Origin of the sequence: Thermocatellispora tengchongensis (assembly GCF_014202315.1) — a bacterium.
Taxonomy (GTDB): Bacteria; Actinomycetota; Actinomycetes; order Streptosporangiales; family Streptosporangiaceae; genus Thermocatellispora; species Thermocatellispora tengchongensis.
Map to the genome: position 1 here is coordinate 104,098 of NZ_JACHGN010000030.1, position 21,415 is coordinate 125,512.

The following is a 21,415-nucleotide window of genomic DNA, read 5'->3' on the forward strand; positions in this document are numbered from 1 at the left end:
CGAGTCCAACGCGACGGTGTCCGAGGGTCCGCTTCCCCCGGAATCCTCAGAGGAGGACGAGGCCTTCGTTCTGCTCGAAGACGACGATGACGATGACGACGGAGCGCCGGTCGCGCAGATAGCCACGGCAGGGGCCACCGCCGACCCGGTGAAGGACTATCTCAAGCAGATCGGCAAGGTCCCCCTGCTCAACGCCGAGCAGGAGGTCGAGCTGGCCAAGCGGATCGAGGCCGGCCTGTTCGCCGAGGATCAGCTCGCCACCGAGGGCGACAAGCTCCCGGTCGATGTCCGGGCCGAGCTGGAGTGGATCGCCGAGGACGGCCGCCGGGCCAAGAACCACCTGCTGGAGGCCAACCTGCGGCTCGTGGTCTCGCTGGCCAAGCGCTACACCGGGCGGGGCATGCTGTTCCTGGACCTGATCCAGGAGGGCAACCTGGGGCTGATCCGCGCGGTGGAGAAGTTCGACTACACCAAGGGCTTCAAGTTCTCCACCTACGCCACCTGGTGGATCAAGCAGGCGATCACCCGGGCGATGGCCGACCAGGCGCGGACCATCCGCATCCCGGTCCACATGGTGGAAGTGATCAACAAGCTGGCACGGGTGCAGCGGCAGATGCTGCAGGACCTCGGCCGCGAGCCCACCCCGGAGGAGCTGTCCGCCGAGCTGGACATGCCGCCGGAGAAGATCGTCGAGGTGCAGAAGTACGGCCGGGAGCCGATCTCACTGAGCACCCCTCTCGGCGACGAGGGCGACAGCGAGTTCGGCGACCTGATCGAGGACTCCGAGGCCATCGTGCCCGAGGACGCGGTCAGCTTCGCCCTGCTCCAGCGCCAGCTCCACTCGGTGCTCGACACGCTCTCCGAGCGCGAGGCGGGCGTGGTGGCGATGCGGTTCGGGCTGACCGACGGGCAGTCCAAGACCCTGGACGAGATCGGCCGGGTCTACGGTGTGACGCGCGAGCGCATCAGGCAGATCGAGTCCAAGACCATGTCCAAGCTGCGCCACCCGTCGCGCTCCCAGGCGCTGCGGGAGTACCTGGACTGAGGGCGGCGTAGGCCGTGCCGGCGGCCCGGGGCGATCAGCCCCGGGCCGCCGTCGTGTCCGGGCTCTCCGGCGCGGCGTCCACTGGGGTCGTGTCCGGTTCCTCCAGGTGCGGGATCGGGCGGCAGTGCAGCACGTCCAGGCGCGAGACGGCCCGGGTCAGGCACACGTACAGGCGGTTGAGGCCGCGCGGCCGCGACTCGGCGATGCGCTCGGGCTCGGCCAGCACCACGTGGTCGTACTCCAGGCCCTTGGCCAGCGACGCCGGCACCACCGTGATCCGCCCGGCCCGGCCGTCCCGTACCGGGGCGACGTCCAGGCCGGCGTCCCACAGCGCAGCGATCACGCTCTCCTCGGTCGCGTCGGCGGTGAGCACGCCGATCGAGCCCTCGTGGGCCAGCGCCTCGCGCACGGCGGCGACGACGGCGGGCAGCAGGCCCCCGGGCTCGACCCGGCGCATCCGCAGCCGGCCGTCGGCCCGGAACGAGCGCGTGGCGGGCACGTCCACGTCCAGCGCGGCGAGCAGCCGGTTCGCGACCTCCACCACGGCGGCCGGCACCCGGAAGCCGGTCGTCAGCGCGACCACCCTGGCCTGCGGCTTGCCGAGGTGCGCGAGCCGGTCGGGTCAGTTCGGGGCGGCCCACGGCGTGGTGCCCTGGGCCAGGTCGCCGAGCACCGTGATCGAGCCGTGCTCGCTGCGCCGGGCCACCGCGCGGCACTCCATCGGCGACAGGTCCTGCGCCTCGTCCACGATCACGTGCCCGTACCCCTTCGGCCGCTCCAGCAGCCCGGCCACCTCGTCGAGCAGCACCAGGTCGGCCTGCGACCAGCGCGCGCCCCGGTACGTCCGCGGCGGCCGGCGCCACAGGATCGCGGCCTGCTCGGCGGGGGTCAGCACGCCGTCGGCCGCCTCCGCCAGCGCGGCGGCGTCGCCGAGCAGCCCGGCCACGACCTCCTGCGGGCGCACCGCGGGCCAGATCGGCTGGATCAGCGTCCCGACCGCGCGGGTGATCTTGGCGGTCCAGGCGGCGTTGGGGGTGTGGCCGCGCGCCTCGGCCTGGCGGCGCATCAGCTCCACCGCCCGGGAGACGACCCGCTCCCGGCCGACCGCGTACGAGGTCGTCTCGCGCCGCGTGTCGTCCACGATCCGGCGCAGCTCGTCCTCGTAGACCCGCCACCGGTACGACCCGTCGGGCACCGCGATCGGCTCGACCGGCTTGACGATCCGGGCGTACAGGGCCCGGCGCAGCACCGTCGCCATGCGGGCGTCGTGCTTGACCGCCGCGGCGTCGGGATCGTCGGCCGCCTTGACCGGCGACTGCGGGTGGTCGCCGGCCAGCAGCGCCGTCATGGTGGTCTGCTCCACGTCCACCTCGCCGAGCGCGGGGAGCACGGCCGAGATGTAGCCGAGGAAGGCCCGGTTGGGGCCCAGGATCAGCACGCCGTCGCGCTGGAGCCGCCGCCGGTGCGCGTACAGCAGGTACGCGGCCCGGTGCAGGCCGACCGCGGTCTTGCCGGTGCCGGGCGCGCCCTGCACGCAGATCGACTCCTCCAGCGGGGCGCGTACCAGCTCGTCCTGCTCGGGCTGGATGGTGGCCACGATGTCGCGCATCGGCCCGACGCGGGGCCGCTCGATCTCGGCCGCCAGGATGCGGCTCACCGCGGCCGGGGCCTCCCCGGTGTCCAGGCGCTCGTCCTCGTAGCCGGTCAGCTCCACCGCGTTCGCGGCCCAGCCGAACCGCCGCCGCACCGCCACGCCGCCCGGCTCGCGGGCACTGGCCCGGTAGAAGGCCCGCGAGACCGGTGCCCGCCAGTCGATCACCAGCGGCGCGGGGGCGCCGCCCTCGCCGGGGATGTGCCTGCGCCCGATGTAGTACCGCCGCCCGGCGTGGTCGCCGGCCTGCGGTCCCGCGCCGAAGTCGAGCCGGCCGAAGAACGGCGGCCCGTCGGGCTCCTCGCTCAACTCCTTGGCCAGGCTTTTGAGGTGGCGGCCCAGCCGTTCGGCGCTGTAGCGGTCGCCCGCCACGGTCTCTCCGATGATCACGTTGTGCCGGGCTCCGTCGAGCATCCGCCGGATGCCCTCCCGGCACCGCGCCAGGTACTCCCGCTCCTTGGCCAGCTCGCCGTCCACGATGCCCTCCCGAAAGTGTTAACCGAGTTAAGATATTAACTCGGTTAGAATGAGGGCATGACCGGACTGCGGGAGCTCAAGCGGCAGCGCGTACGCGAGGCGATCTCGGCCACGGCCATCGCGCTGTTCCTGGAGCGGGGCTTCGACGAGGTCTCGGTGGCGGAGGTGGCCGCGGCGGCGGAGGTGTCCAAGCCGACGCTGTTCAAGTACTTCCCCACCAAGGAGGACCTGGTGATGCACCGCATCGCCGACCACCGCGGCGAGGCGGCCCGGGTCGTACGCGCGCGCGGGCCGGAGGAGACGCCGCTCGGCGCGCTGCGCCGCCACTTCCTCGACGGGCTCGCCCGGCGCGACCCGGTGACCGGCCTCAACGACCACCCCGCGGTCCTGGCCTTCCACCGCATGATCTTCGAGACCCCGAGCCTGGCCACCCGCGTGCTGCACTACACCGCCCAGGACGAGCGCGCCCTGGCCGAGGCCCTGCGCGGCCCCGGGGTGGACGGCCTCACCGCCCGCCTGGCCGCCTGCCAGATCCTCGCCGTCCAGCGGGTCCTGGCCCGCGACAACTGGCACCGCCTCCACGACGGCGAGCGCGCCGACGACGCCTACCCGCACGCCGTACGCGCGGCCGAACGCGCCTACGACCTCCTCGCCACCGGCCTGGCCCCCGCCCTGTAGCCCCCGCGCCAGGAGTCGGGCACCTGGCGGTGAGGTTCGCCTTCCGCCGCCTTGGAGCACGCCGGAACATCACGCACAGTGATGATGTGGATACGGCATGGCCGCGACCGGTCCGCCGGCGGGGCCGGAGCGGCGCGGCGCGGCACCGCCCCGGCCCCGCCCACACCCCCCCTCACTCACACACCCGCCCCGCGCGCTCACCCCCGCCTCCGCTCACACCGCGCCCCGCTCACGCACCCGGCCCCGCGCTCACACCCGGCCCCGCCCCCGCCCCGCTCACGCCCCGCCTCCGCTCACGCCCCGCCCCTCACACCCTGCCCCGCCCACGCCCCCGCCCCGCTCACACCCCGGCCCCGACCACACCCCGGCCCCGATCCCGATCCGCCCGTACCCCCCCGGCCTGCCAGGGTGTCGGGGTCACTGGTGTTCGGCCAGGCGGAAGGCGTTGCTGGAGAACCTGGCCCGGTACGCCGTCGCGCTCATGCCGAAGTGGGCCTTGAAGCGGCGGGCGAAGTAGTTCTGGTCGGACCAGCCGACCGACTGGCCGATCTCCGAGACCGACTGGCCGGTGCCGAGGAGCAGCGCGGCGGCGGTCTCGGCGCGCTGCTGGGCCAGGTAGGCCATCGGAGGCAACCCCACCGAGGACTTGAACAGGCGCACCAGGTAGCCGGGGGCGAGGTGCAGTTCCTCGGCCAGCTCCGACAGGGTCCAGCGGTGGTCGAGGCGGGTCTCCAGCAGGCGCATGCCCTGCACCACGGCCGGGTGGATCGGGCCGCCGGCGTCGTCGAACGCCTTGCCCCGGGTCTGGGCCGCCGCGCGGGCCAGGTGACTCAGGAACAGCGAGAGCCGGCCGATGACGTCCCCGCGGTGCCGGGCGGCGGGCTGCCGGCCCAGTTCGTCGAGCGCGTCGAGGTGGACCAGGCACTCCTCGAACGCGAAGGGGTCCAGGTGGGCGGTGAGCACGCCCCGGCGCTCCAGCGAGTACGGCCCCGTCCACAGCAGGTAGCCCAGCAGCGGGTCCTCCCGGGTCCAGGCCAGCTCCCGGTGCAGCAACTGGGAGCTGAAGCAGCAGTTGAACATGTCCAGCCCGCGGCACTCCTCGTACCCGTGCCAGACGCCGGGCCGCAGCAGGATCACATCGCCGCGCCGCAGCCGCTGCCTGCCCGCGACCGAGTGGTGCACCCCCTCGCCGCCGACCGCGAGGGTGATCTCGACGAAGCTGTGGGTGTGCACCGGGTGGGTGTTCTCGTGCACCCAGTGCCCGGCGTAGGCGAGGGTGCCGTCGGTGAAGTAGAAGAGCCCGCTGGTCGCGCCGACGGGGGGTTCGCGCATCTTGCGAAGATACATCCGGACACCCCCTGAGGTGAATTTTGTGCTAACTCAGGTGCATTTCGGGCTAGCTGGACGCCTGTGACCAGGCGCATCATCCTGTCCTAAGGCGATGCGAAACCTGCCCGAAACACCCACCCCATCTGGCCGCGCCTTCCGTGTCCCCCCAGTTAAAACGATTTCTCCGGGGCGGCGCGGCAGGCGGGGAAGAGAGAAGATGGCAGACACGTACGAGGCCACCGCGGCTCCCCCGGCCACCGGAACCTCCACCGAGGCGGCGCCGCGGGCGCGTGCCCGGCGCTCCCGCGGCCGGGCGCCGTGGTGGTTCATGATCCCCGCGCTGATCCTGTACGCGTACGTCGTGCTGATCCCCTCCGTGCGCGGCGCCGGCTACGCGTTCACCGACTGGTCGGGGCTCGGGGACGCGATGTCCTTCGTCGGCCTGGAGAACTTCCGCAAGATCCTGGACGACTCCGCCGCCACCGACGCCCTGGTGCAGACCGTGCTGATCACCCTGGCGATCACGATCGTGCAGAACCTGATCGGCCTGCTGCTCGCGCTGGGCGTGCACACCCAGATCAAGAGCCGCAACTTCCTGCGGGTGCTGCTGTTCGCCCCGGCCGTGATGACCCCGGTCGTCACCGCGTACCTGTGGCGCTACATGTACGCCCCCGACGGCGCGATCAACGGCCTGTTCGAGGCCGTCGGCCTCGGCGGACTGGCGCAGAACTGGCTCGGCGACCCCGACATCGCGCTGTGGTCGGTGGCCGCGATCGTGATCTGGCAGTTCGCCGGATACTCCATGGTCATCTTCCTGGCCGGGCTCCAGGGCGTGCCCCGCGAGCTGCACGAGGCGGCCGGCGTGGACGGCGCGGGCGCCTTCCAGCGCTTCTGGCACATCACCCGCCCGATGCTCGCCCCCGCGATCACCATCAACCTGATGCTCTCGCTGATCGGCGGCTTCAAGATCTTCGACCAGGTGTACGTCACCACCGGCGGCGGCCCCGGTCACTCCACCGAGACCCTGTCCACGCTGATCTACAAGAACGCCTTCCAGTTCGACGAGTACGCCTACAGCACCGCCATCGCGGTCGTGCTCGCGGTGATCGTGGCCGCGGTCTCGGCCGTGCAGTACCGCGGCCTCCAGCAGCAGAAGGGCGCCGCCTGATGAGCCGCTACACCCGCAAGACGCTGCTGCTCGAGATCCTGATGATCGCGGTCGGGCTGGCCTTCGCCTTCCCGATCTACGTGCTGGTCAACCTGTCGGTCCGGCGGGCCGGCGACACCTCCTCGCCGATCGCGCCCACGACCTCGCCCACCCTGGCCAACTACGCCGACGCCTGGAACGCCGCCGGGCTCGCCGGCGCCCTGGGCAACAGCATCGCGGTCACCGCGATCAGCCTGGTCGTGATCATCCTGGTCTCGTCGCTGGCGGCGTACCCGCTGGCCCGCGCCACCGCCCGCTGGTCGCGCTGGGCGTTCCTGCTGTTCGCGCTGGGCCTGCTGCTGCCCGCGCAGCTCGCCCTGATCCCGCTCTACCAGAGCGTGCGCGACCTCGGCCTGCTCGGCACGGTCTGGTCGCTGGTGCTGTTCTACTGCGGGCTGCAGGTGCCCTTCAGCGTCTTCCTGTACGCCGGCTTCCTGCGCGCGATCCCGGCCCAGTACGAGGAGGCCGCCGCGATCGACGGCTGCGGCCCGGTGCGCACGTTCTTCTCCGTCGTCTTCCCGCTGCTGCGCCCGGTCACCGGGACGGTGGCGATCCTGAACGCCATCTTCATCTGGAACGACTTCCTGACCCCGCTGCTGTACCTGTCCGGCAGCCCGCAGCAGACGATCCCGGTGGCCGTCTTCCAGTTCGTCGGCCAGTACGTCGCCGACTGGCAACTCGTCTTCGCCGGGCTGGTGATCAGCGTCGTGCCCATCCTGCTCGTCTACTTCCTCATGCAGAAGAGGATCATCCAGGGCTTCGCCGGAGGGCTCAAGGGATGACCCGCGACCACGCGACAAGGAGTTCCTACGTGCCCGACACGCTCACGCCGTACGACCTGGCCTGCGAGGGCCGTACGACGCCGCTCGGCCTGGACGAGGCCGTGCCCCGGCTGTCGTGGAAGCTCGCCGACGGCAGGCCGGGCCAGCGGCAGACCGCCTACCGCCTGGTGATCGAGGGCGGAGGCGGGCGGCACGACAGCGGGATCGTGCGCGCGGAGGAGTCGCTGCACGTGGTGCCGGAGGGGTTCACCGCCGCGCCCGCCACCCGCTACGCCTGGACCGTCACCGTCTGGGACGCCGACGGCGCCGAGGGCGCGAGCGCGTCGTCCTGGTTCGAGACCGGCCTGCTCGGCCCCGAGGGCTGGGCCGGGGCGAGCTGGATCGAGCACGATCCGGCGCTGGACCCGATGATGGACCCGCCGACGTTCGGCGAGCCGCTGCCCGAGCGGCTGGGCTCCTGCCCGCCGGCCCGGCTGTACCGGCGCGCGTTCACCGCCCGCGAGGCCCCGGCCTCCGCCCGCCTGTACGTCACCGCCCGCGGCATCTACCTGCCCTACCTCAACGGCGTCCGGGTCGGTGACGCCGAGCTGGCCCCCGGCTGGACCGACTACCGGCACCGCGTCCAGTACCAGACCTACGACGTCACCGAGCTGGTCGCGGCCGGTGAGAACGTGCTCGGCGCGCAGGTCTCCGACGGCTGGTGGAGCGGCTACCTCGGCTTCGACCGGCGCAGGCAGGCCGAGCACTACGGCGTGCGCCCGCAGCTCATCGCCCGCCTCGTCATCGACTACGGCGACGGCGGGCGCGACGTGGTCGTCACCGACGCCGCCTGGCGCGAGCACGACGGCCACGTGCGGCACGCCGACCTGCTGATGGGCGAGGTGCACGACGCCCGCCTGGAGCGCTCCACGGCCGGGCGGTGGAGCCCCGGCTACGACGACTCCGCCTGGCGCCCGGTCCGGATCGCCGGCGCCGACCACGACACGCTGATCGGCATGCTGGACGAGCCGGTGCGGGTCACCGAGGAGATCAGCCCCGCCGCCGTCACCGCACTGCCCGGCGGCCGGATTCTGGTGGACCTGGGGCAGAACATGGTCGGCCGGGTCAGGCTGCGGGTACGCCGGGCCGCCCCCGGCACCCGGGTCACCCTGCGGCACGCCGAGGTCCTGGACGAGTCCGGCGAGCCGTACGTCGCCAACCTCCGCTCCGCCGAGGCCACCGACCTCTACATCGCCGCCGGCGAGTCCGAGGAGGTCTACGAGCCCGCGTTCACCGTGCACGGCTTCCGCTACGTCGAGATCAGCGGCCACGACGACGTGGACGTGACCGGCCGGGTCCTGCACAGCGACACCCGCTTCACCGGCGAGCTGGTCACCTCCGACCCCGAGGTGAACCGGCTGCTGGCCAACATCCGCTGGGGCCAGCGCGGCAACTTCGTCTCGGTCCCGACCGACTGCCCTCAGCGGGACGAGCGGCTCGGCTGGCTCGCCGACGCCCAGGTGTTCCTGCCCACGGCCTGCTACAACGCCGACGTCTCGGCGTTCTTCGCCCGCTGGCTGCGCGACGTGATCGACGGCCGCCACCCCGGCGGCGCGTTCCCGGACGTGGCGCCGGTCGTGGACCGCTACCCGGTCAACCGCGAGGGCGCGCCCGGCTGGGGCGACGCGGGCGTGCTGATCCCCTGGCACCTCTACCGCGTGTACGGCGACGTGCGCACGCTGGAGCGCTGCTTCCCGGCCATGGCCGGCTGGATCGACTGGATCGAGTCGGGCAACCCCGACCTGATCTGGCGCGACCGGGTCGGCAACCACTACGGCGACTGGCTGCAGATCGGCGCGGAGACCCCGCGCGAGGTCCTGGCCACCGCGTACTTCGCGCACAGCGCCACGCTCGTCGCCCGCGCCGCCGACGTGCTGGGCCGCGCCGCCGACGCCGAACGGTACGCCGGGCTCGCCCAGCGGGTGCGCAAGGCGTTCGCCGACGCCTTCGTCGGCGCCGACGGCTCGGTCACGGGCGACACCCAGACGGCGTACCTGCTGGCCCTGGCCTACGACCTGCTCCCCGACGAGCTGGTGGAGCCGGCCGTGGCCCGGCTGGTGGACGCCATCAGGCGCAACGGCGACCGCCTGAGCACCGGCTTCCTCGGCGTGGCGCTGCTGTGCCCGGTGCTGAGCGCGCACGGCCACGACGACCTGGCGTACACGCTGCTGCACCAGCGCGAGTTCCCCTCCTGGATGTACTCCATCAGGCACGGCGCCACCACGATCTGGGAGCGCTGGGACGGCTGGACCGCCGAGGCCGGCTTTCAGGCCACCGAGATGAACTCCTTCAACCACTACTCCCTCGGCTCGGTCGGCCAGTGGCTGTACGCGCGGGTGGCGGGCATCGACCAGGCGCCCGGCTCGGTCGCCTTCCGCGACCTGGTCATCGCGCCGGTGCCGGGCGGCAGGCTCACCTCGGCCTCCGCCAGGTACGAATCCCCGCGCGGTCTGATCGCGACCGCGTGGGAGCTGAAGGACGGCGCCTTCAGCCTCGATGTGACCATCCCGCCGGGGGCGCGGGCGGTCGTACGGCTCCCGATCGGCGGCGGCACGCACGAGATCGGTTCGGGGACCCACCGCTTCACCGTTCCTCAAGGAGACTGATCATGAAACGACTGACGCTCGGCGCGTCCTGCGTCCTGGTGGCGGGCGTCGCGCTCGCGGGGTGCAGCAGCACGGTCACCCCGCCCGGCTCGACCGGCGCCTCGTCCGGGTCCACGATCCGGCTCTCCGCGGTGGCCAGCGACAAGGAGGCGATCGAGGGCACGATCGCCGCGTTCGAGAAGGCGAACCCGGGCGTGAAGGTGCAGGCGACGTTCGCGGACGTGGACCCGTACCAGAGCACCCTGCGCACCCAGCTCTCCTCCGGCACCGCCCCGGACGTGTTCTTCGCCTGGCCCGGCAACGGCAACGCGGGCGCGGTGGAGGTGCTGGCCCCCGGCGGGTACATGGAGGACCTGTCGAACCGCCCCTGGGCCGCCAAGATCCCCGAAGGGCTGAAGCAGGTCACGCAGGTGGACGGCAAGACCTGGATCACGCCGACCACCTTCACCGGCATCGGCGTCATCTACAACAAGAAGACCCTCGCCGACGTGGGCGGCGAGGTGCCGACCACCTGGACCGGCGTGCTGGAGCTGTGCGACGCCGCCAAGGCCAAGGGCAAGGTCGCCTTCGCGCTGGGCAACCAGACCCCGTGGGTCACCCAGCTCGTGGACTACGCCCTGGTCGCCACCACCGTCTACGCGAACTCGCCGAACTTCGACGCCGACATGGCCGCCGGCAAGGCCACCTTCGCCGGCTCCGGCTGGAAGACGGCGATGGAGAAGTACCTGGAGATGAACAAGCGGGGCTGCTTCTCCAAGGACCCGCTGGGCACCAGCTTCGAATCGGCGGTCGCCCAGGTCGGCAAGGGCGAGGCGGTCGGCGTGGTGCAGGTGACCGCGGTCGCCACCCAGATCAAGGAGGCGTCCCCGGCCGGCGCCGAACTGGCCATGTTCGCCCTGCCCGCCACCGACAACCCCGACGAGACCCGCATGCCGGGCGCGGCCGGCGGCGCGTACGCCGTCAACGCCAAGAGCCCGAACAAGGAGCTGGCGCTGAAGTTCGTGGACTTCCTGGCCGAGCCCGCGAACATGAACGCCTACGCGACCGTCGCGAACGCCGCCCCGGCGATCCCGAACGACTCCTTCACCCCCGACGCCGCCTTCCAGACCCTCATCGACCACCAGCAGGCCGGCAAGACCGCGACCTTCATGGACCAGCTCTGGCCCAACCCGAAGGTGCAGCAGGTCCACCTGACCGGCGTGCAGGACCTCTTCTCCGGCAAGGCCACCCCGGACGAGGTGCTGGCCGAGATGGACGAGACCTACAAGAGCGGCTGACCCTTCCCTTCCCGCCCGGAACCTGATAGGCAGGGCGACTGTGACCGACGCCGACACGCTGCGCGCGAACATGGTCGCCCGCCTCCAGGCGGCCCACGGCTTCGGCGAGCCCGTCGCCGCCGCGATGCGGGCGGTGCCACGGCACCTGTTCGTGCCCGGCACCCCGGTCGAGCCGGCGTACGCCGACGAGCCCATCGTGACCAAGCGAGACGCCGACGGGGTGCCGATCAGCTCCTCCTCCCAGCCCACGATCATGGCCCTCATGCTGGAGCAGCTCGGCGTCCGGCCCGGTGACCGCGTGCTGGAGATCGGCGCGGGCACCGGCTACAACTGCGCCCTGCTGGCCCACCTCGCCGGCCCGTCGGGCACCGTCGTCGGAGTGGACATCGACGACGACGTGGTGGAGGCCGCCCGGCGCCACCTCGCGGCGGCGGGCCGTACGGACGTGGTGGTGGCGCGCGCCGACGGTGCGCAGGGCTATCCGGACCAGGCCCCCTACGACCGGATCATCGCCACCGTCGGCGTGTGGGACCTCGCGCCCGCCTGGCTGGAGCAACTGGCCCCCGGCGGACGCATCGTCGTCCCCCTGGACCTGCGCGGCACACAGCGCTCCGTCGCCTTCGAACGGACGGCGGAGGGGCACTGGACCAGCGTCTCGGTCGTCCCCTGCGGCTTCATGCGCATGCGCGGCGCCCTGGCGGGCCCGGAGATCACCCGGGTGCTCGACCGCGACACCCGGCTCATGGTGTTCCTGCCCGAGGGCGGCGCCCCGGACGCCGTCCTCGAAACCCTGGACTCCGGCGCAACGGCCGAGGTCCCGACCACCGTGCTCGCGGACCCGGGCGACCTCCTCGACGGCCTCTCCCTCTGGCTCGCCGTGCACGAGCCACGCTGGGGAACCCTGTCGGAACTGGGCGACCGCCGCCTCCCCGACGCCCCGGTGACCATACAGGACATGCGGATGACCGCCGGCATCTTCGCCGCCGACGGCACCCTGGCCGTACTCGCAACCGACCCCGACACCCGCACCCTCACCGCCCGCGCCTACGGCCCCCACCGTGACCTGGCAACCGCCCTGGCCGCCCACGTGACAGCCTGGGACGAAGCCGGCCGCCCCGACACCACCGGCCTCCACCTGGACGCGTACACCGACACCGAGCCCCCTCCGGGCCCGGTGACCATGCGCAAGCGCCACACCGTGATCGCCGTGACCTGGGCCGCCCGCTTCTGAACCTCTAAGAGTGCGTTAAGCGAGGTAATGCCCCTTTCGTCAGTTGCGGTTGGTTGGATGAGGTCTGCTGGTCGGTCAGCCGTCGTTCGGCCTACGGGCGCGGCTGGCGCGGACACCGGACCGCTCGTGAGCAGGTTCTCTGCGTATACCGCGACTGAGCTGGTCACGGTCGGCCCGGTGTCCGCGGCGGCGGGCTTCACGCCGTAGGGCTTTACACGGACACCTACTGTCGGAGGTCCTGTCGAAGGTCGGTCGTCGCGGGACCGGCTGGGACGGCGGGGGTTCGAGGCCAGGTCCAGGCGGAGCGCAGGATGAAGGCCAGGAGCAGCACCTCGATTCCGATGGAAAGGCCGTAGAAGAAGGCCCAGTCCCAGGACTCCCCTACCGCGTTGAACACCGAGTAGGGGATGTAGAGCGATGCAACAACGAGGTTCGTGGCGCGGTTCACCCGGGCGGGCAGCGTCATGGAGAGCATCACCATCAGGGCCGGGATCGCCACGGACGCGAGCATCATGGTCAACAACGTCGGGCTGATGTCGAACTCGAAGACGACGCCGGCGCGGAGGTTGTCGATGACGCCGGGCTTGTGGAGGTGGAAGTAGTCGACGTAGATGTAGAGGAACATGAAGCTGGTCCACGCGGCGGCGAGCTTGGCCTGCACGGGGACCGGCGGGTTGTCGAGCAGGTTCGGGGTTTTCGTTCGGATGGTCATCGGTTCTTCTTTCGAGAGGAGCGGTCCCTCCGCCGGAGTGGCGGCAGGGATGTACCGAGGCCGCGCCCACCTGGACGAGCACATCGCCTCGACCGGGCAGCGGTAGCCCGGACCTCGGACGACTCGAGCGCTGAGGGCAGGCCGTAGCGGTGCTGGTCGGCGGCCCGCATCGTTGTCGCCCCGGCCGGACTCGCCCCCGGCGCCAGGCGTGCTCCGGCACTCGATCGCTGTTCGATTCCTACAGAAGCCTCCTCACGTCCGAGCTACGACTCTCGCTGGTTCGTACATCGTACGTCGTACGCCGTACTACGATCGTACGCTGTACCATGACCGTGCGATGGACGATTGTCAAGCGTTCGAGGGAGCGAGGAGACCCGTTGTCTGCGAGGGAACGACGCCAGGTCGCGTCAGATGCGGGGCTGAGCAAGAAGCGGGTGGTGGCCGAGGCGGTCCGGCTCGCCGACCGCGAGGGGGTCGGCGAGCTGAGCATGCGCCGGCTGGCTCGCGCGCTCGGCGCGGGCGCGATGTCGCTCTACTACTACGTGGCGAGCAAGGAGGAGTTGCTGGACGCCATGATCGACGTCGTGTTCGAGGAGATCGAGCTCCCGCCTGAAGAGACCGACTGGCAGTCAGCGATGCGACGTCGGGCGGTATCCGCCCGACAGGTTCTCGCACGCCACCCGTGGGCGATCGGCCTGATGGAGTCGCGGACATCGCCGGGGCCCGCGAACCTCCGCCACCGCGAAGCGGTCACCGCCTGCCTGCGGAGGGCCGGCTTCTCGGTCTTGATGGCGACGCACGCCAACTGGTTGCTCGACAGCTACGTCTACGGTTTCGCCCTGCAGGAAGCCAGCCTGCCGTTCGACACCGCCGATGAGTTCGCGGACATGGCCGAGGATGTCTTCCTGCCCCAGCTTCCTCCTGACGAGTTCCCCTACCTCAACGAGTCCGCCGCGGTGCTCGTCGCTGCCGGCTTCGACCCGGCGGAGGAGTTCATTTTCGGCCTCAACCTCGTCCTAGCCGCCCTCGAGCCCCTGAGAGTGCCTACGTGAGCCTCCATCCGTGATGTCGTTATGTGATCGTGTGGATTTGTTGTGTCACCGCCAGTCTGCGGGTCCAGTTGTGCTGGACTATCTCCCCCATCTTCTCCATGACCTGCCGCCCAAGGGCGCGACGTACTACCACTTCGCCGAATGGCGCGACGACGGCACCGACAAGACGATCCACGACCTGCTGCGCCGGCATCTGCGCGAGCAGAAGAAGCGATTAGCCGACCCGAGCCTGGTCGTGCTGGACACCCAAAGCGTCCACGTCGCGGCCGGGGTTCCCGCCGAAACGACCGGCCGGGACGTCGCCAAGAAGGTGCCGGACCGCAAACGAGACTTGGCCGTAGACGTGCTGGGGCCAGGGATTCAAGAACGCGGTCGTCGCCCATGGCGCCAGCCTGGGAATCGCCGTGGACATCGTCGAACGCAACCCCGCCGACAAAGGCTTCGTGCCCCAGCCGAAACGATGGGTCGTCGAGCAGACCTACGGGATCTTGATGTTCCACCGGCGCCTGGTCCGCGACTATGAACATCTCCCATCGAGTTCCGAATCACGGGTGTACTGGGCGATGACGGACGTGATGTCCCGGCGTCTGACCCCTTCGACGCCGTCCTGGCGGTGGACATGACCAGGCCCGATGCCCGCCCGCCCGATCCCGGAACCTGGCTCCTGGACCGGCTGGATGCCCGCTAACAGGCCCTGACCCGCCAGATCGAGCAGACCCAGACCGACATCGACTCCCTGACCGCGCGGCTCAGTGAACTCAGCCAGGAGGCCGAGCATCTGCGGATCAGCCGCAAGACGCTCCTGTCCTTCGCTGAAGCGGACCCCGCTCCGGCCGAACCGGACGCGCCCCCGCAGGTCGGCTTCGATCATCCCTACTACCAGCAGATCCTCACCGTCTTCGGCCAGGCCGAGGGCTCTCTACGCGCCCGCGACCTGGCGCTGGCGATGGGCCTGCCCCTCACGCCCAACGGCGTCCAAAACGTCCGCGCCAAGCTCAAACGCCTGGCCGGCCGCGGCATCCTCGTCGAAACCGAGCCCGGCTTGTTCACCCAGCCGCGCCCGTAGACCGAACAGCGACCCACCGACCAGCAGACCTCATCCAACCGCAACGACGAAAGGGGCATCAGCTCGCGTAACGCACTCTAAGACGTACCCGACCTCAAACGGACACCATCGCTCGTAGCTCCTGAGCCGCAGGCAGAGCATGAGCATCGCCCGGAAGACCGACGAGGATCTGTCCGGCCAGGTGCCGCCTCGCCGCGCTCATAGACCCAGACTCAAGGGCAGCAAGGGCATGGCTCAGCCCTTCGCCGACCTCGCGCTCCCGCACAAGCCGCATCGCCTGCATCAGGTTCAGCAAGGCGACAGGCCCTGACAGCGTGGCGGGATAGAGGGCGAGCGCCTGTTCCGTCGCCCGGCTCGCCTGGTCATCGTCGATGAGGGTGCGTACGTATGCCTCGTGCCAGCGCAGGAATGCCTCACCCGAACCGGAAGCCACAAGGCCGAAGGCCGCATCAGGGGAGGTCGAACCGTCGGGCAAGTGCTCGAAGGTCCAGACGAAGTCGCGCAGTACGGAGCGGGCCCCAGCGTGGTCGCCCCGCCGTGCCGCCAGCCACGCCTGAACGGTCTGCGCCCGGAAGAGTCCATAGCTCGGCGATCCGCTCGCCATCTCAGCGGCTTCGTCCACGAGCCGCGACACGACGGGGACGGGCGATCCAGCCCATCGCGCATCGTCGGCCTCCTTGGCCCGAACCCACACGGACAGGTCACGGTCACCGCTGGCGTCTGCCGCACGTCGTGCACTTCTCCAGGCGATACGTGCGGTGCGACGATCACCTACGTCCCCGAGCTCGGTCGCGAGCAGCCCCGACAAGCCCGCGCTTATCCGGAAAAGCCCCGCTTGCACGCCTGGGCGGTGCCCTCGATGGAGGAGGCGGCCCACGGCGATCACATCAGCGGTCAGATCATTCATCAGGGAACCGACCGGCTTCATGGAGATGAGATGGCTGTACTCGTAGACCGTGCGCTCCCACTCGTCAAGATCGACATTCCCGTCGGCAACGCGTTCGATCTTGGCGAAGACTTCCTGAAGGGTGCTCACCGGTACTGCCGTGCTTGCGGTAAGTGCGCCGAGTAACCGCATTGCGGAACGACGCTCCATATCGTCATCTCCGTCATGAATTAGCGAGCTTGTATCCAGAGTAACGGACAAGTGACTACGTGGCCCAGGGCAACCTGATCTACGGGCGCGAGTAATGGGAGCTCGGTCGTGGACGGCAGCCCACCCGGACGTCCGGCGCGGCACGGCAGGGCCTTGCCTCTGAATGATGACGGCCTGATTTGAACCCATCCATCCTATGGCAATCCAAGGTTCGTGTGGACGTGAATATGAATCCAAGACAGTATGTGACTCGCAGCAGTCCTGTCGGCGAAAGAGCGTACGGTTGACTTACCGATATGTACACATTTGAGGGAGGATGGCAATGTATGTATCGAAGATCGCCATCCAAGGGGTCCGCGGATTCTGTGGGCCGAGAGAGGCCAGTCTTGACTTTGTTCGTCGTGACGGAAGCCACAAAGGGTGGACGGTTCTTGCCGGCCGGAACGGTTCCGGCAAGACGACGGTTCTGCAGGCGATAGCGCTCGGGATAGTGGGCAACTATTTTGTGCGTGATCTGAGTGGCTGGGCTGGCGCGCCCGAAGGTGAAAGCTCCCGAATTTGTGCCACGGTCGTGCAGGATCAGAATTTCTGTGGCGGACCGAACTTCGGCCCGCAGGACTTCGAGCTGCGCTGGAACGATCCCGAGAACCCGTACAACCCGGCGCACAGGACAACTAAGAGCACGGGGCCGAGAACCCTTCGGTTCGGCCCTGGAGAAAAATGGTTCTTCGCGGGCTACGGGCCTTTCCGCCGCTTCTCGCCGGTGGCGATGGGACACGGTCAGCAGACCCGATCCGCAGTGTACGCGGGACTGCGGACGCCTTTTGACGACGATGCCAGTCTCGTGGAGGGTGTGAGCTGGCTGATAGAGCAGCACCTGTACACGTTGGAGGGGCGCCCGGGAGCAGCCGAGCTTCTGCAGGTCGCGCTCACTCTCTTGGGCGATGGAATGCTTCCCGACGGCTACAAGGTCACTCGCGTCGATTCTCGCGGCCTGTGGCTGGAGAAGGATGGCGTCGAGATTCCATTGCGTCAAATGAGTGAGGGATACAGGACGGTCACCGCCCTCGTTGTCGACATGATCCGCCAGATGCATGTCGCCTATGGCGGGCTGCGGATCACCCCTAGCGTGCCAGGCCGACGCTGGAATATCCTGGTGTCGTCCTTGTGGACGAGATCGAGAACCATCTCCACGTCGCTTGGCAGAAGAGGATCGGGGAGTGGCTGAAGGCGCACTTCCCGCTCGTACAGTTCATCGTGACGACCCACAGTCCTTACATCTGCCAGAGCGCCGACCCGAACGGACTCATCGCTCTACCCGGGCCGAACGAGAGCAAGCCTCCCCACATCGTGGATAGAGACCTTTATGAACGCATAATGTTCGGCAGTGGCGACGACGCGATCGTAACGGAGCTTTTCGGTGTCGAAAGCCCTTACTCTAGGTAGGCAGAAGAGATCCCCAACGGCACCACCACCGACTACACCTGGGACGACTCCGGCAATCGCGCCAAAGTCTGGCAAGGACACCCTCACCTACGACGAACGCAACCGGCTCATCTCCGGCGGCGGAAGCGACTACACCTACACCCCCTCGCGGGACCATCGCCACCGAGACCAAAGACGGCACCACTCGAACCCTGACCTTGATGGACGATTCGCTGGATGAGGAGTTGGAAAGTGCAAGCCGCCTGGGCATTACGCCTGCCAGACCGGGCACCCGAATTCGATTCCTACGTAAATTCCGGGAAAAAGGTGAAGTGGGCGGTGCCGGAAAAGGGTGATGTGGTAGTCGTGTCGATAATGGTGGGGAGAACTGGGGTCTACCGCTCTGTTCTCGGCGGAGGGATGGGCGTCCAAGCGGCAGGCGAGGCTACATTGCTGGAAACAAGGGTCAGTACTATGGTCTGGAGATAGACAACCACAGTGGGCACCTTAAGTCCGATAAGGAAACCGTTCGGATCGGAAGAGGATGCATTTGTGGGAAATGGTGTCTCCTTCCCGGAGTGATGATTTTATCTCGCTGCTCATTTCTCAGGGGCGAGAGAGGCGGCGCGACATCTTGCTGTCAGGCCAACCGATGCTGGAGAGTGAGCGAGCCAACTGGTGGCTGATGCACATAGAGAGATTGACCTTGCGGCTCACTTCTCATGCTTCCCCCAAGTGTGCATGGAGTTGGGTGGAGGGAGCACGTTTGTTGTTCCAGATGCTGGACCTTGCACGTGAGACGCACTCCCTTTCCGCCCACGAGGTAGGTGTTCGACGTATCTACCTGGTGGCAGAAATGATTGAAAGACTTGGGGTTGTGGCAGCGGATCGAGAGCTTGACATCGACACGGTGGCCCGCGAGGGACTATCGCTCATCATCTGGCCGCGAGAGAGGGTTGAATGGGAAACGGCCGACTGGCAGAATCGTAGCATCGAAACGATGCTTACCCTGCGGAGGGCGAGGTCTGTCGTCACCGCCCTTTCGTACTTGCTGCCCAACATTAGGGATGCAGAGCTCAGAGGAATTATGGTGGATTGGATGCGGTTGCTGCCCAGTTTGCCGTGAATTCTCGCCAGTAAGCACCAGCCACCCACTTCACGTGCCTACGGCACCTGCCGGTAGAGATTTGAGACAATCACGCGACGACCTAGAGGGGATAGTTTTCCGTAGGTCGGCGTCGCAACCGCCAGGCATGGCCGGTTGCGACGGCCCGGAGGCGTCTTTCATGCGTCGGGCGTGATCGGTTGCCGAATGGTGTGGAGCTGTTCACGGGCGCTGCGGATCTCGGGTACCGCCGTCCACCGAGCGGAGATCGCCAGGAGTTCGTTCAGCTTCTTGTCCAGTCGGGATGAGGAGATCAGCGGTGTGACGCGAGCAAGGCCGAACATGCGATCCGCCGCGAACAGGGGGTCGGCAGCATGAAGAGCCGTGACGGCTTGGAAGCACAGCGTATCGGCACGTAGCAGCGGCGAGCGGTCGCCACTGAGCCGGACGGCCTCTCCCAGGGACGAGTAAGCGTCCTCGTAGGCGCGCAACTTGCTCAGCGCACCCCCTGCGCTCATGATCAGGTCAGCCGTGTCGACCACGTTGGGCAGGTTCTCGGCGAAGCCCTGAGCACGGGCCAGGGCATCATGCGCCGAGTACTCCTGTCCGCCGACACGGGCGAGCGCATCGCCCAGCCGCACGTACAACCACGCGCGCCGTTCGTCGGTGATCTCCTGAAACGCGATGCCTCGCTGTGCGTACATCACGGCCTGGTCCAGGCGGTGACGATTGGCGCTGATCTTTGACAGGGCGCTACACGCGGCCGATTGTGCCTCTTGGTCGCCGGCGCGCTCCGCCAGGGCCAGAGCGAGCCTTCCGAGGTGTTCGGCGGTGTCGAAGCGTCCGGCGTCGCGGGCGATCCAGGCGGCCCAGAAGGCGAGATCCGAGGCGGCGGCTTGAAGGTGGCGGTCGTCGCCGGTTAACGCTGATTCCAGATGTCGTACGTGCCGGATCGCGGTGGGGAGGATCGGGATGCCGCCGTGGTCGTAGAGCCCTTCGTTGAGGGTCTTGGCCAGCGTGTGGACATAGGCGGGGTCCCGGTAGGGGTTTGCCGATGCAGATGGGACAAAAGCAACCGATGCGGCAACAGTGAGGAATTGTCTGCGTTTCACGGGGTCCGTTTCCTCCCCCTTGGGGACTATGCGCACCTCCCAGCCTACGTGGTCAAGAAGGCGACTGATTTTCCCAATACCCGGATCGAGCTTTCCGCGTGTGACCTTGGATACCCACTCCTGGGACACGCCGAATTCCTGTCCAAGCCGGGCCTGACTCCACTGACGGGTCCGCATTACCGACTTTAGGACGTCCGCAAGGGTGTGCATGCTCATGTTGTCGAGAGTAGTCGGCTAGGTACTCGGCGGCTGGCCAACCGAAATGAGAAAGGTAAACAATCACAGTCTCAGCATGGGGAGCGGCAAAACGGAACCCGCCGAGCGTTTGGGAGCGCGCGCGACGGGTTCCTTGATCAGGAAAGTGGGTCCTGACCCGTGAACGAGACTAAGGCCACGTGTCCTGGATTGCGCATCAAAGCGGGAGAAGAACGGCCGAGGCTGGTGCCCTCGGCTGAGATCGGGAGGCTTGAGGCTGGACGTGTCGGAGGCGTCCCTGCCGGTCAGATCGTGTTGCCGGTTGATCCGGTGTCGGTGTCCTCGGCTCGGCAGTACGCCTCGAAGGTGCTGGCGCGCCTGGGGTGGGAACGGATGACCGATGTGGCGCAGCTTGTGATCAGTGAGCTGGTCACCAACGGGCTCCGGGCGGCCCTGCTCCTTGATGGCCGCGCGGAAGGTGATGACCAGCCGGAGAAGCCGATAGCCGAGCAGTACGCCGACTGCGACCGGTACCTGTGCGTCGGGCTGTATCTGGCGCCGCACGGGGTCGTGGTGGAGGTGTGGGATCCCAGTCCCGAGCCGCCGAAGCTGAGGGAACCCGGCCCCGATGACATCAGCGGGCGGGGCCTGCACCTGGTGAACGAGATCGCGGCCTGCTGGGGCTGTCGATGGATCAAGCCGGAAGGCAAGGTCGTCTGGGCGCGGCTTCCTGACGAATCCGTGTTCCCGCCCCCAGATGGCCCCGGGTCGGCAAGGCGTGAGCGATGAGGGAAGGTCGCGAGCGGCGCCGGGGCCTGTGCGCGGGTGATCGGGTTGCCGTGGTGGCGCTGCTGCACAGCCATAGCCGACTGCATATGTACAGCTCGGTGTTGGTCGGCCTGACCGGGAGGGTGGAGCGGCTGATGCACGACGGCCAGTTCGCCCTGGTGAGCCTGTGTGCGGCGGAGCATGACATCCAGATCTTGGATGGTGCTCGCAGGCTGGTGCTGCATGTGGAGGGGCCGGAGGGGTCTTGTTCGTCTGCGGTCGGGTGATCCGTCGCCGGCGAAGGGAGAACGGATGGTGTAGCCGACCGAGGGGATAGGGGTTCGGCCCCGCGAAGCAGAACGGGGCTCGCCGGTGCTTCCCCCCGGTGAGCGTCTTCGCGGGGCCTTCTACAGGTGGTCGCGCTGTTGTTCGACGTGGAGAGAAGGAAGGTCAAGGGGCATGGGTTAGAGCAATGATCGAAATCTGTGGATCTGACGGGAAGGGGTGTACCTTTCCCGAATCATCTGATCATGGTTTCGAGATAGGCCGACGTTGCCGCGTC

General features: G+C 68.7%; 21 protein-coding genes and 1 pseudogene. 15 read left to right on the top strand and 7 right to left on the bottom strand.

What is annotated here, in order from left to right; all coding sequences use genetic code 11:
• Position 1 precedes the first annotated feature (1 nt).
• Positions 2-1,045: pseudogene (locus HNP84_RS45690) on the top strand (RNA polymerase sigma factor); the annotation flags it as partial.
• 34 nt (positions 1,046-1,079) lie between these two features.
• On the opposite strand, the gene HNP84_RS54350 reads toward HNP84_RS45690, so the two are convergent.
• Both HNP84_RS54350 and HNP84_RS54355 read right to left on the bottom strand, forming a co-directional pair.
• The gene (locus HNP84_RS54350; RefSeq protein ID WP_312927189.1) at positions 1,080-1,628 is read right to left on the bottom strand and encodes an ATP-binding domain-containing protein; all 549 of its coding nucleotides are present in this window, start codon (positions 1,626-1,628) and stop codon (positions 1,080-1,082) included.
• A gap of 39 nt (positions 1,629-1,667) precedes the next feature.
• Positions 1,668-3,173, bottom strand: coding sequence for a HelD family protein (locus HNP84_RS54355; RefSeq protein ID WP_312927190.1), 1,506 nt, complete (start codon positions 3,171-3,173; stop codon positions 1,668-1,670).
• A 57-nt stretch (positions 3,174-3,230) separates the two neighbouring features.
• Between HNP84_RS54355 and HNP84_RS45700 the strand changes: the two genes are divergently transcribed.
• The gene (locus HNP84_RS45700; RefSeq protein WP_185056381.1) at positions 3,231-3,851 is read left to right on the top strand and encodes a TetR/AcrR family transcriptional regulator; all 621 of its coding nucleotides are present in this window, start codon (positions 3,231-3,233) and stop codon (positions 3,849-3,851) included.
• A 417-nt stretch (positions 3,852-4,268) separates the two neighbouring features.
• On the opposite strand, the gene HNP84_RS45705 is transcribed toward HNP84_RS45700, so the two are convergent.
• Positions 4,269-5,183, bottom strand: coding sequence for a helix-turn-helix transcriptional regulator (locus HNP84_RS45705; protein ID WP_185056382.1), 915 nt, complete (start codon positions 5,181-5,183; stop codon positions 4,269-4,271).
• Between the two features lie 214 nt (positions 5,184-5,397).
• Here HNP84_RS45705 and HNP84_RS45710 point away from each other — a divergent pair, with 214 nt between their 5' ends.
• The 5 genes from HNP84_RS45710 to fxlM are packed head-to-tail and all read left to right on the top strand — an operon-like array spanning position 5,398 to position 12,322.
• Positions 5,398-6,348, top strand: a complete 951-nt coding sequence (locus tag HNP84_RS45710) for a carbohydrate ABC transporter permease (RefSeq protein WP_185056383.1) — start codon at positions 5,398-5,400, stop codon at positions 6,346-6,348.
• On the top strand, positions 6,348-7,169 hold the full coding sequence (locus tag HNP84_RS45715; RefSeq protein WP_185056384.1) for a carbohydrate ABC transporter permease: 822 nt from the start codon (positions 6,348-6,350) through the stop codon (positions 7,167-7,169). The genes HNP84_RS45710 and HNP84_RS45715 overlap by 1 nt, the downstream gene beginning before the upstream one ends.
• Positions 7,170-7,198: 29 nt before the next feature.
• Positions 7,199-9,814 carry an alpha-L-rhamnosidase gene (locus tag HNP84_RS45720; RefSeq protein WP_221337578.1) on the top strand — a complete coding sequence of 872 codons (2,616 nt, stop codon included), beginning with the start codon at positions 7,199-7,201 and terminating at the stop codon, positions 9,812-9,814.
• A 2-nt stretch (positions 9,815-9,816) separates the two neighbouring features.
• Positions 9,817-11,091 carry an ABC transporter substrate-binding protein gene (locus HNP84_RS45725; RefSeq protein WP_185056386.1) on the top strand — a complete coding sequence of 425 codons (1,275 nt, stop codon included), beginning with the start codon at positions 9,817-9,819 and terminating at the stop codon, positions 11,089-11,091.
• 40 nt (positions 11,092-11,131) lie between these two features.
• Positions 11,132-12,322 (top strand): methyltransferase, FxLD system, encoded by a 1,191-nt coding sequence (fxlM, locus tag HNP84_RS45730; protein WP_221337579.1) that lies wholly within the window; start codon positions 11,132-11,134, stop codon positions 12,320-12,322.
• Between the two features lie 223 nt (positions 12,323-12,545).
• Here the strand turns inward: fxlM and HNP84_RS45735 are convergent, their stop codons facing one another.
• Positions 12,546-13,034 carry a DUF6326 family protein gene (locus tag HNP84_RS45735; RefSeq protein WP_185056387.1) on the bottom strand — a complete coding sequence of 163 codons (489 nt, stop codon included), beginning with the start codon at positions 13,032-13,034 and terminating at the stop codon, positions 12,546-12,548.
• A 437-nt stretch (positions 13,035-13,471) separates the two neighbouring features.
• Between HNP84_RS45735 and HNP84_RS45740 the strand changes: the two genes are divergently transcribed.
• Together HNP84_RS45740 and HNP84_RS54360 are read left to right on the top strand one after the other, a co-directional pair.
• Positions 13,472-14,086 carry a TetR/AcrR family transcriptional regulator C-terminal domain-containing protein gene (locus HNP84_RS45740; protein WP_312927192.1) on the top strand — a complete coding sequence of 205 codons (615 nt, stop codon included), beginning with the start codon at positions 13,472-13,474 and terminating at the stop codon, positions 14,084-14,086.
• A 70-nt stretch (positions 14,087-14,156) separates the two neighbouring features.
• Positions 14,157-14,609, top strand: a complete 453-nt coding sequence (locus HNP84_RS54360) for a hypothetical protein (protein WP_246519466.1) — start codon at positions 14,157-14,159, stop codon at positions 14,607-14,609.
• On the opposite strand, the gene HNP84_RS45750 is transcribed toward HNP84_RS54360, so the two are convergent.
• Both HNP84_RS45750 and HNP84_RS45755 read right to left on the bottom strand, forming a co-directional pair.
• Positions 14,604-14,957, bottom strand: coding sequence for a hypothetical protein (locus tag HNP84_RS45750; protein ID WP_185056410.1), 354 nt, complete (start codon positions 14,955-14,957; stop codon positions 14,604-14,606). The two genes, HNP84_RS54360 and HNP84_RS45750, sit on opposite strands and share 6 nt — an antisense overlap.
• Positions 14,958-15,246: 289 nt before the next feature.
• The gene (locus tag HNP84_RS45755; RefSeq protein ID WP_312927195.1) at positions 15,247-16,188 is read right to left on the bottom strand and encodes a tetratricopeptide repeat protein; all 942 of its coding nucleotides are present in this window, start codon (positions 16,186-16,188) and stop codon (positions 15,247-15,249) included.
• Positions 16,189-16,570: 382 nt separating this feature from the next.
• Here HNP84_RS45755 and HNP84_RS45760 point away from each other — a divergent pair, with 382 nt between their 5' ends.
• The 4 genes from HNP84_RS45760 to HNP84_RS45765 all read left to right on the top strand — a co-directional run bounded on the left by HNP84_RS45760 (position 16,571) and on the right by HNP84_RS45765 (position 18,799).
• Positions 16,571-17,476 (top strand): AAA family ATPase, encoded by a 906-nt coding sequence (locus HNP84_RS45760; RefSeq protein WP_185056389.1) that lies wholly within the window; start codon positions 16,571-16,573, stop codon positions 17,474-17,476.
• Positions 17,416-17,694 (top strand): AAA family ATPase, encoded by a 279-nt coding sequence (locus HNP84_RS56970; RefSeq protein ID WP_221337582.1) that lies wholly within the window; start codon positions 17,416-17,418, stop codon positions 17,692-17,694. The genes HNP84_RS45760 and HNP84_RS56970 overlap by 61 nt, the downstream gene beginning before the upstream one ends.
• A gap of 200 nt (positions 17,695-17,894) precedes the next feature.
• Positions 17,895-18,029, top strand: a complete 135-nt coding sequence (locus tag HNP84_RS55650; RefSeq protein WP_281396492.1) for a hypothetical protein — start codon at positions 17,895-17,897, stop codon at positions 18,027-18,029.
• Between the two features lie 413 nt (positions 18,030-18,442).
• On the top strand, positions 18,443-18,799 hold the full coding sequence (locus HNP84_RS45765) for a hypothetical protein (protein WP_185056390.1): 357 nt from the start codon (positions 18,443-18,445) through the stop codon (positions 18,797-18,799).
• 158 nt (positions 18,800-18,957) lie between these two features.
• On the opposite strand, the gene HNP84_RS45770 is transcribed toward HNP84_RS45765, so the two are convergent.
• Positions 18,958-20,106, bottom strand: a complete 1,149-nt coding sequence (locus tag HNP84_RS45770) for a helix-turn-helix domain-containing protein (RefSeq protein ID WP_185056391.1) — start codon at positions 20,104-20,106, stop codon at positions 18,958-18,960.
• 291 nt (positions 20,107-20,397) lie between these two features.
• Between HNP84_RS45770 and HNP84_RS45775 the strand changes: the two genes are divergently transcribed.
• Positions 20,398-20,874 carry an ATP-binding protein gene (locus tag HNP84_RS45775; RefSeq protein WP_185056392.1) on the top strand — a complete coding sequence of 159 codons (477 nt, stop codon included), beginning with the start codon at positions 20,398-20,400 and terminating at the stop codon, positions 20,872-20,874.
• Between the two features lie 53 nt (positions 20,875-20,927).
• Entirely contained in the window at positions 20,928-21,140 is a 213-nt protein-coding gene (locus HNP84_RS45780) for a hypothetical protein (RefSeq protein WP_185056393.1), read from the top strand.
• Positions 21,141-21,415: the final 275 nt, after the last annotated feature.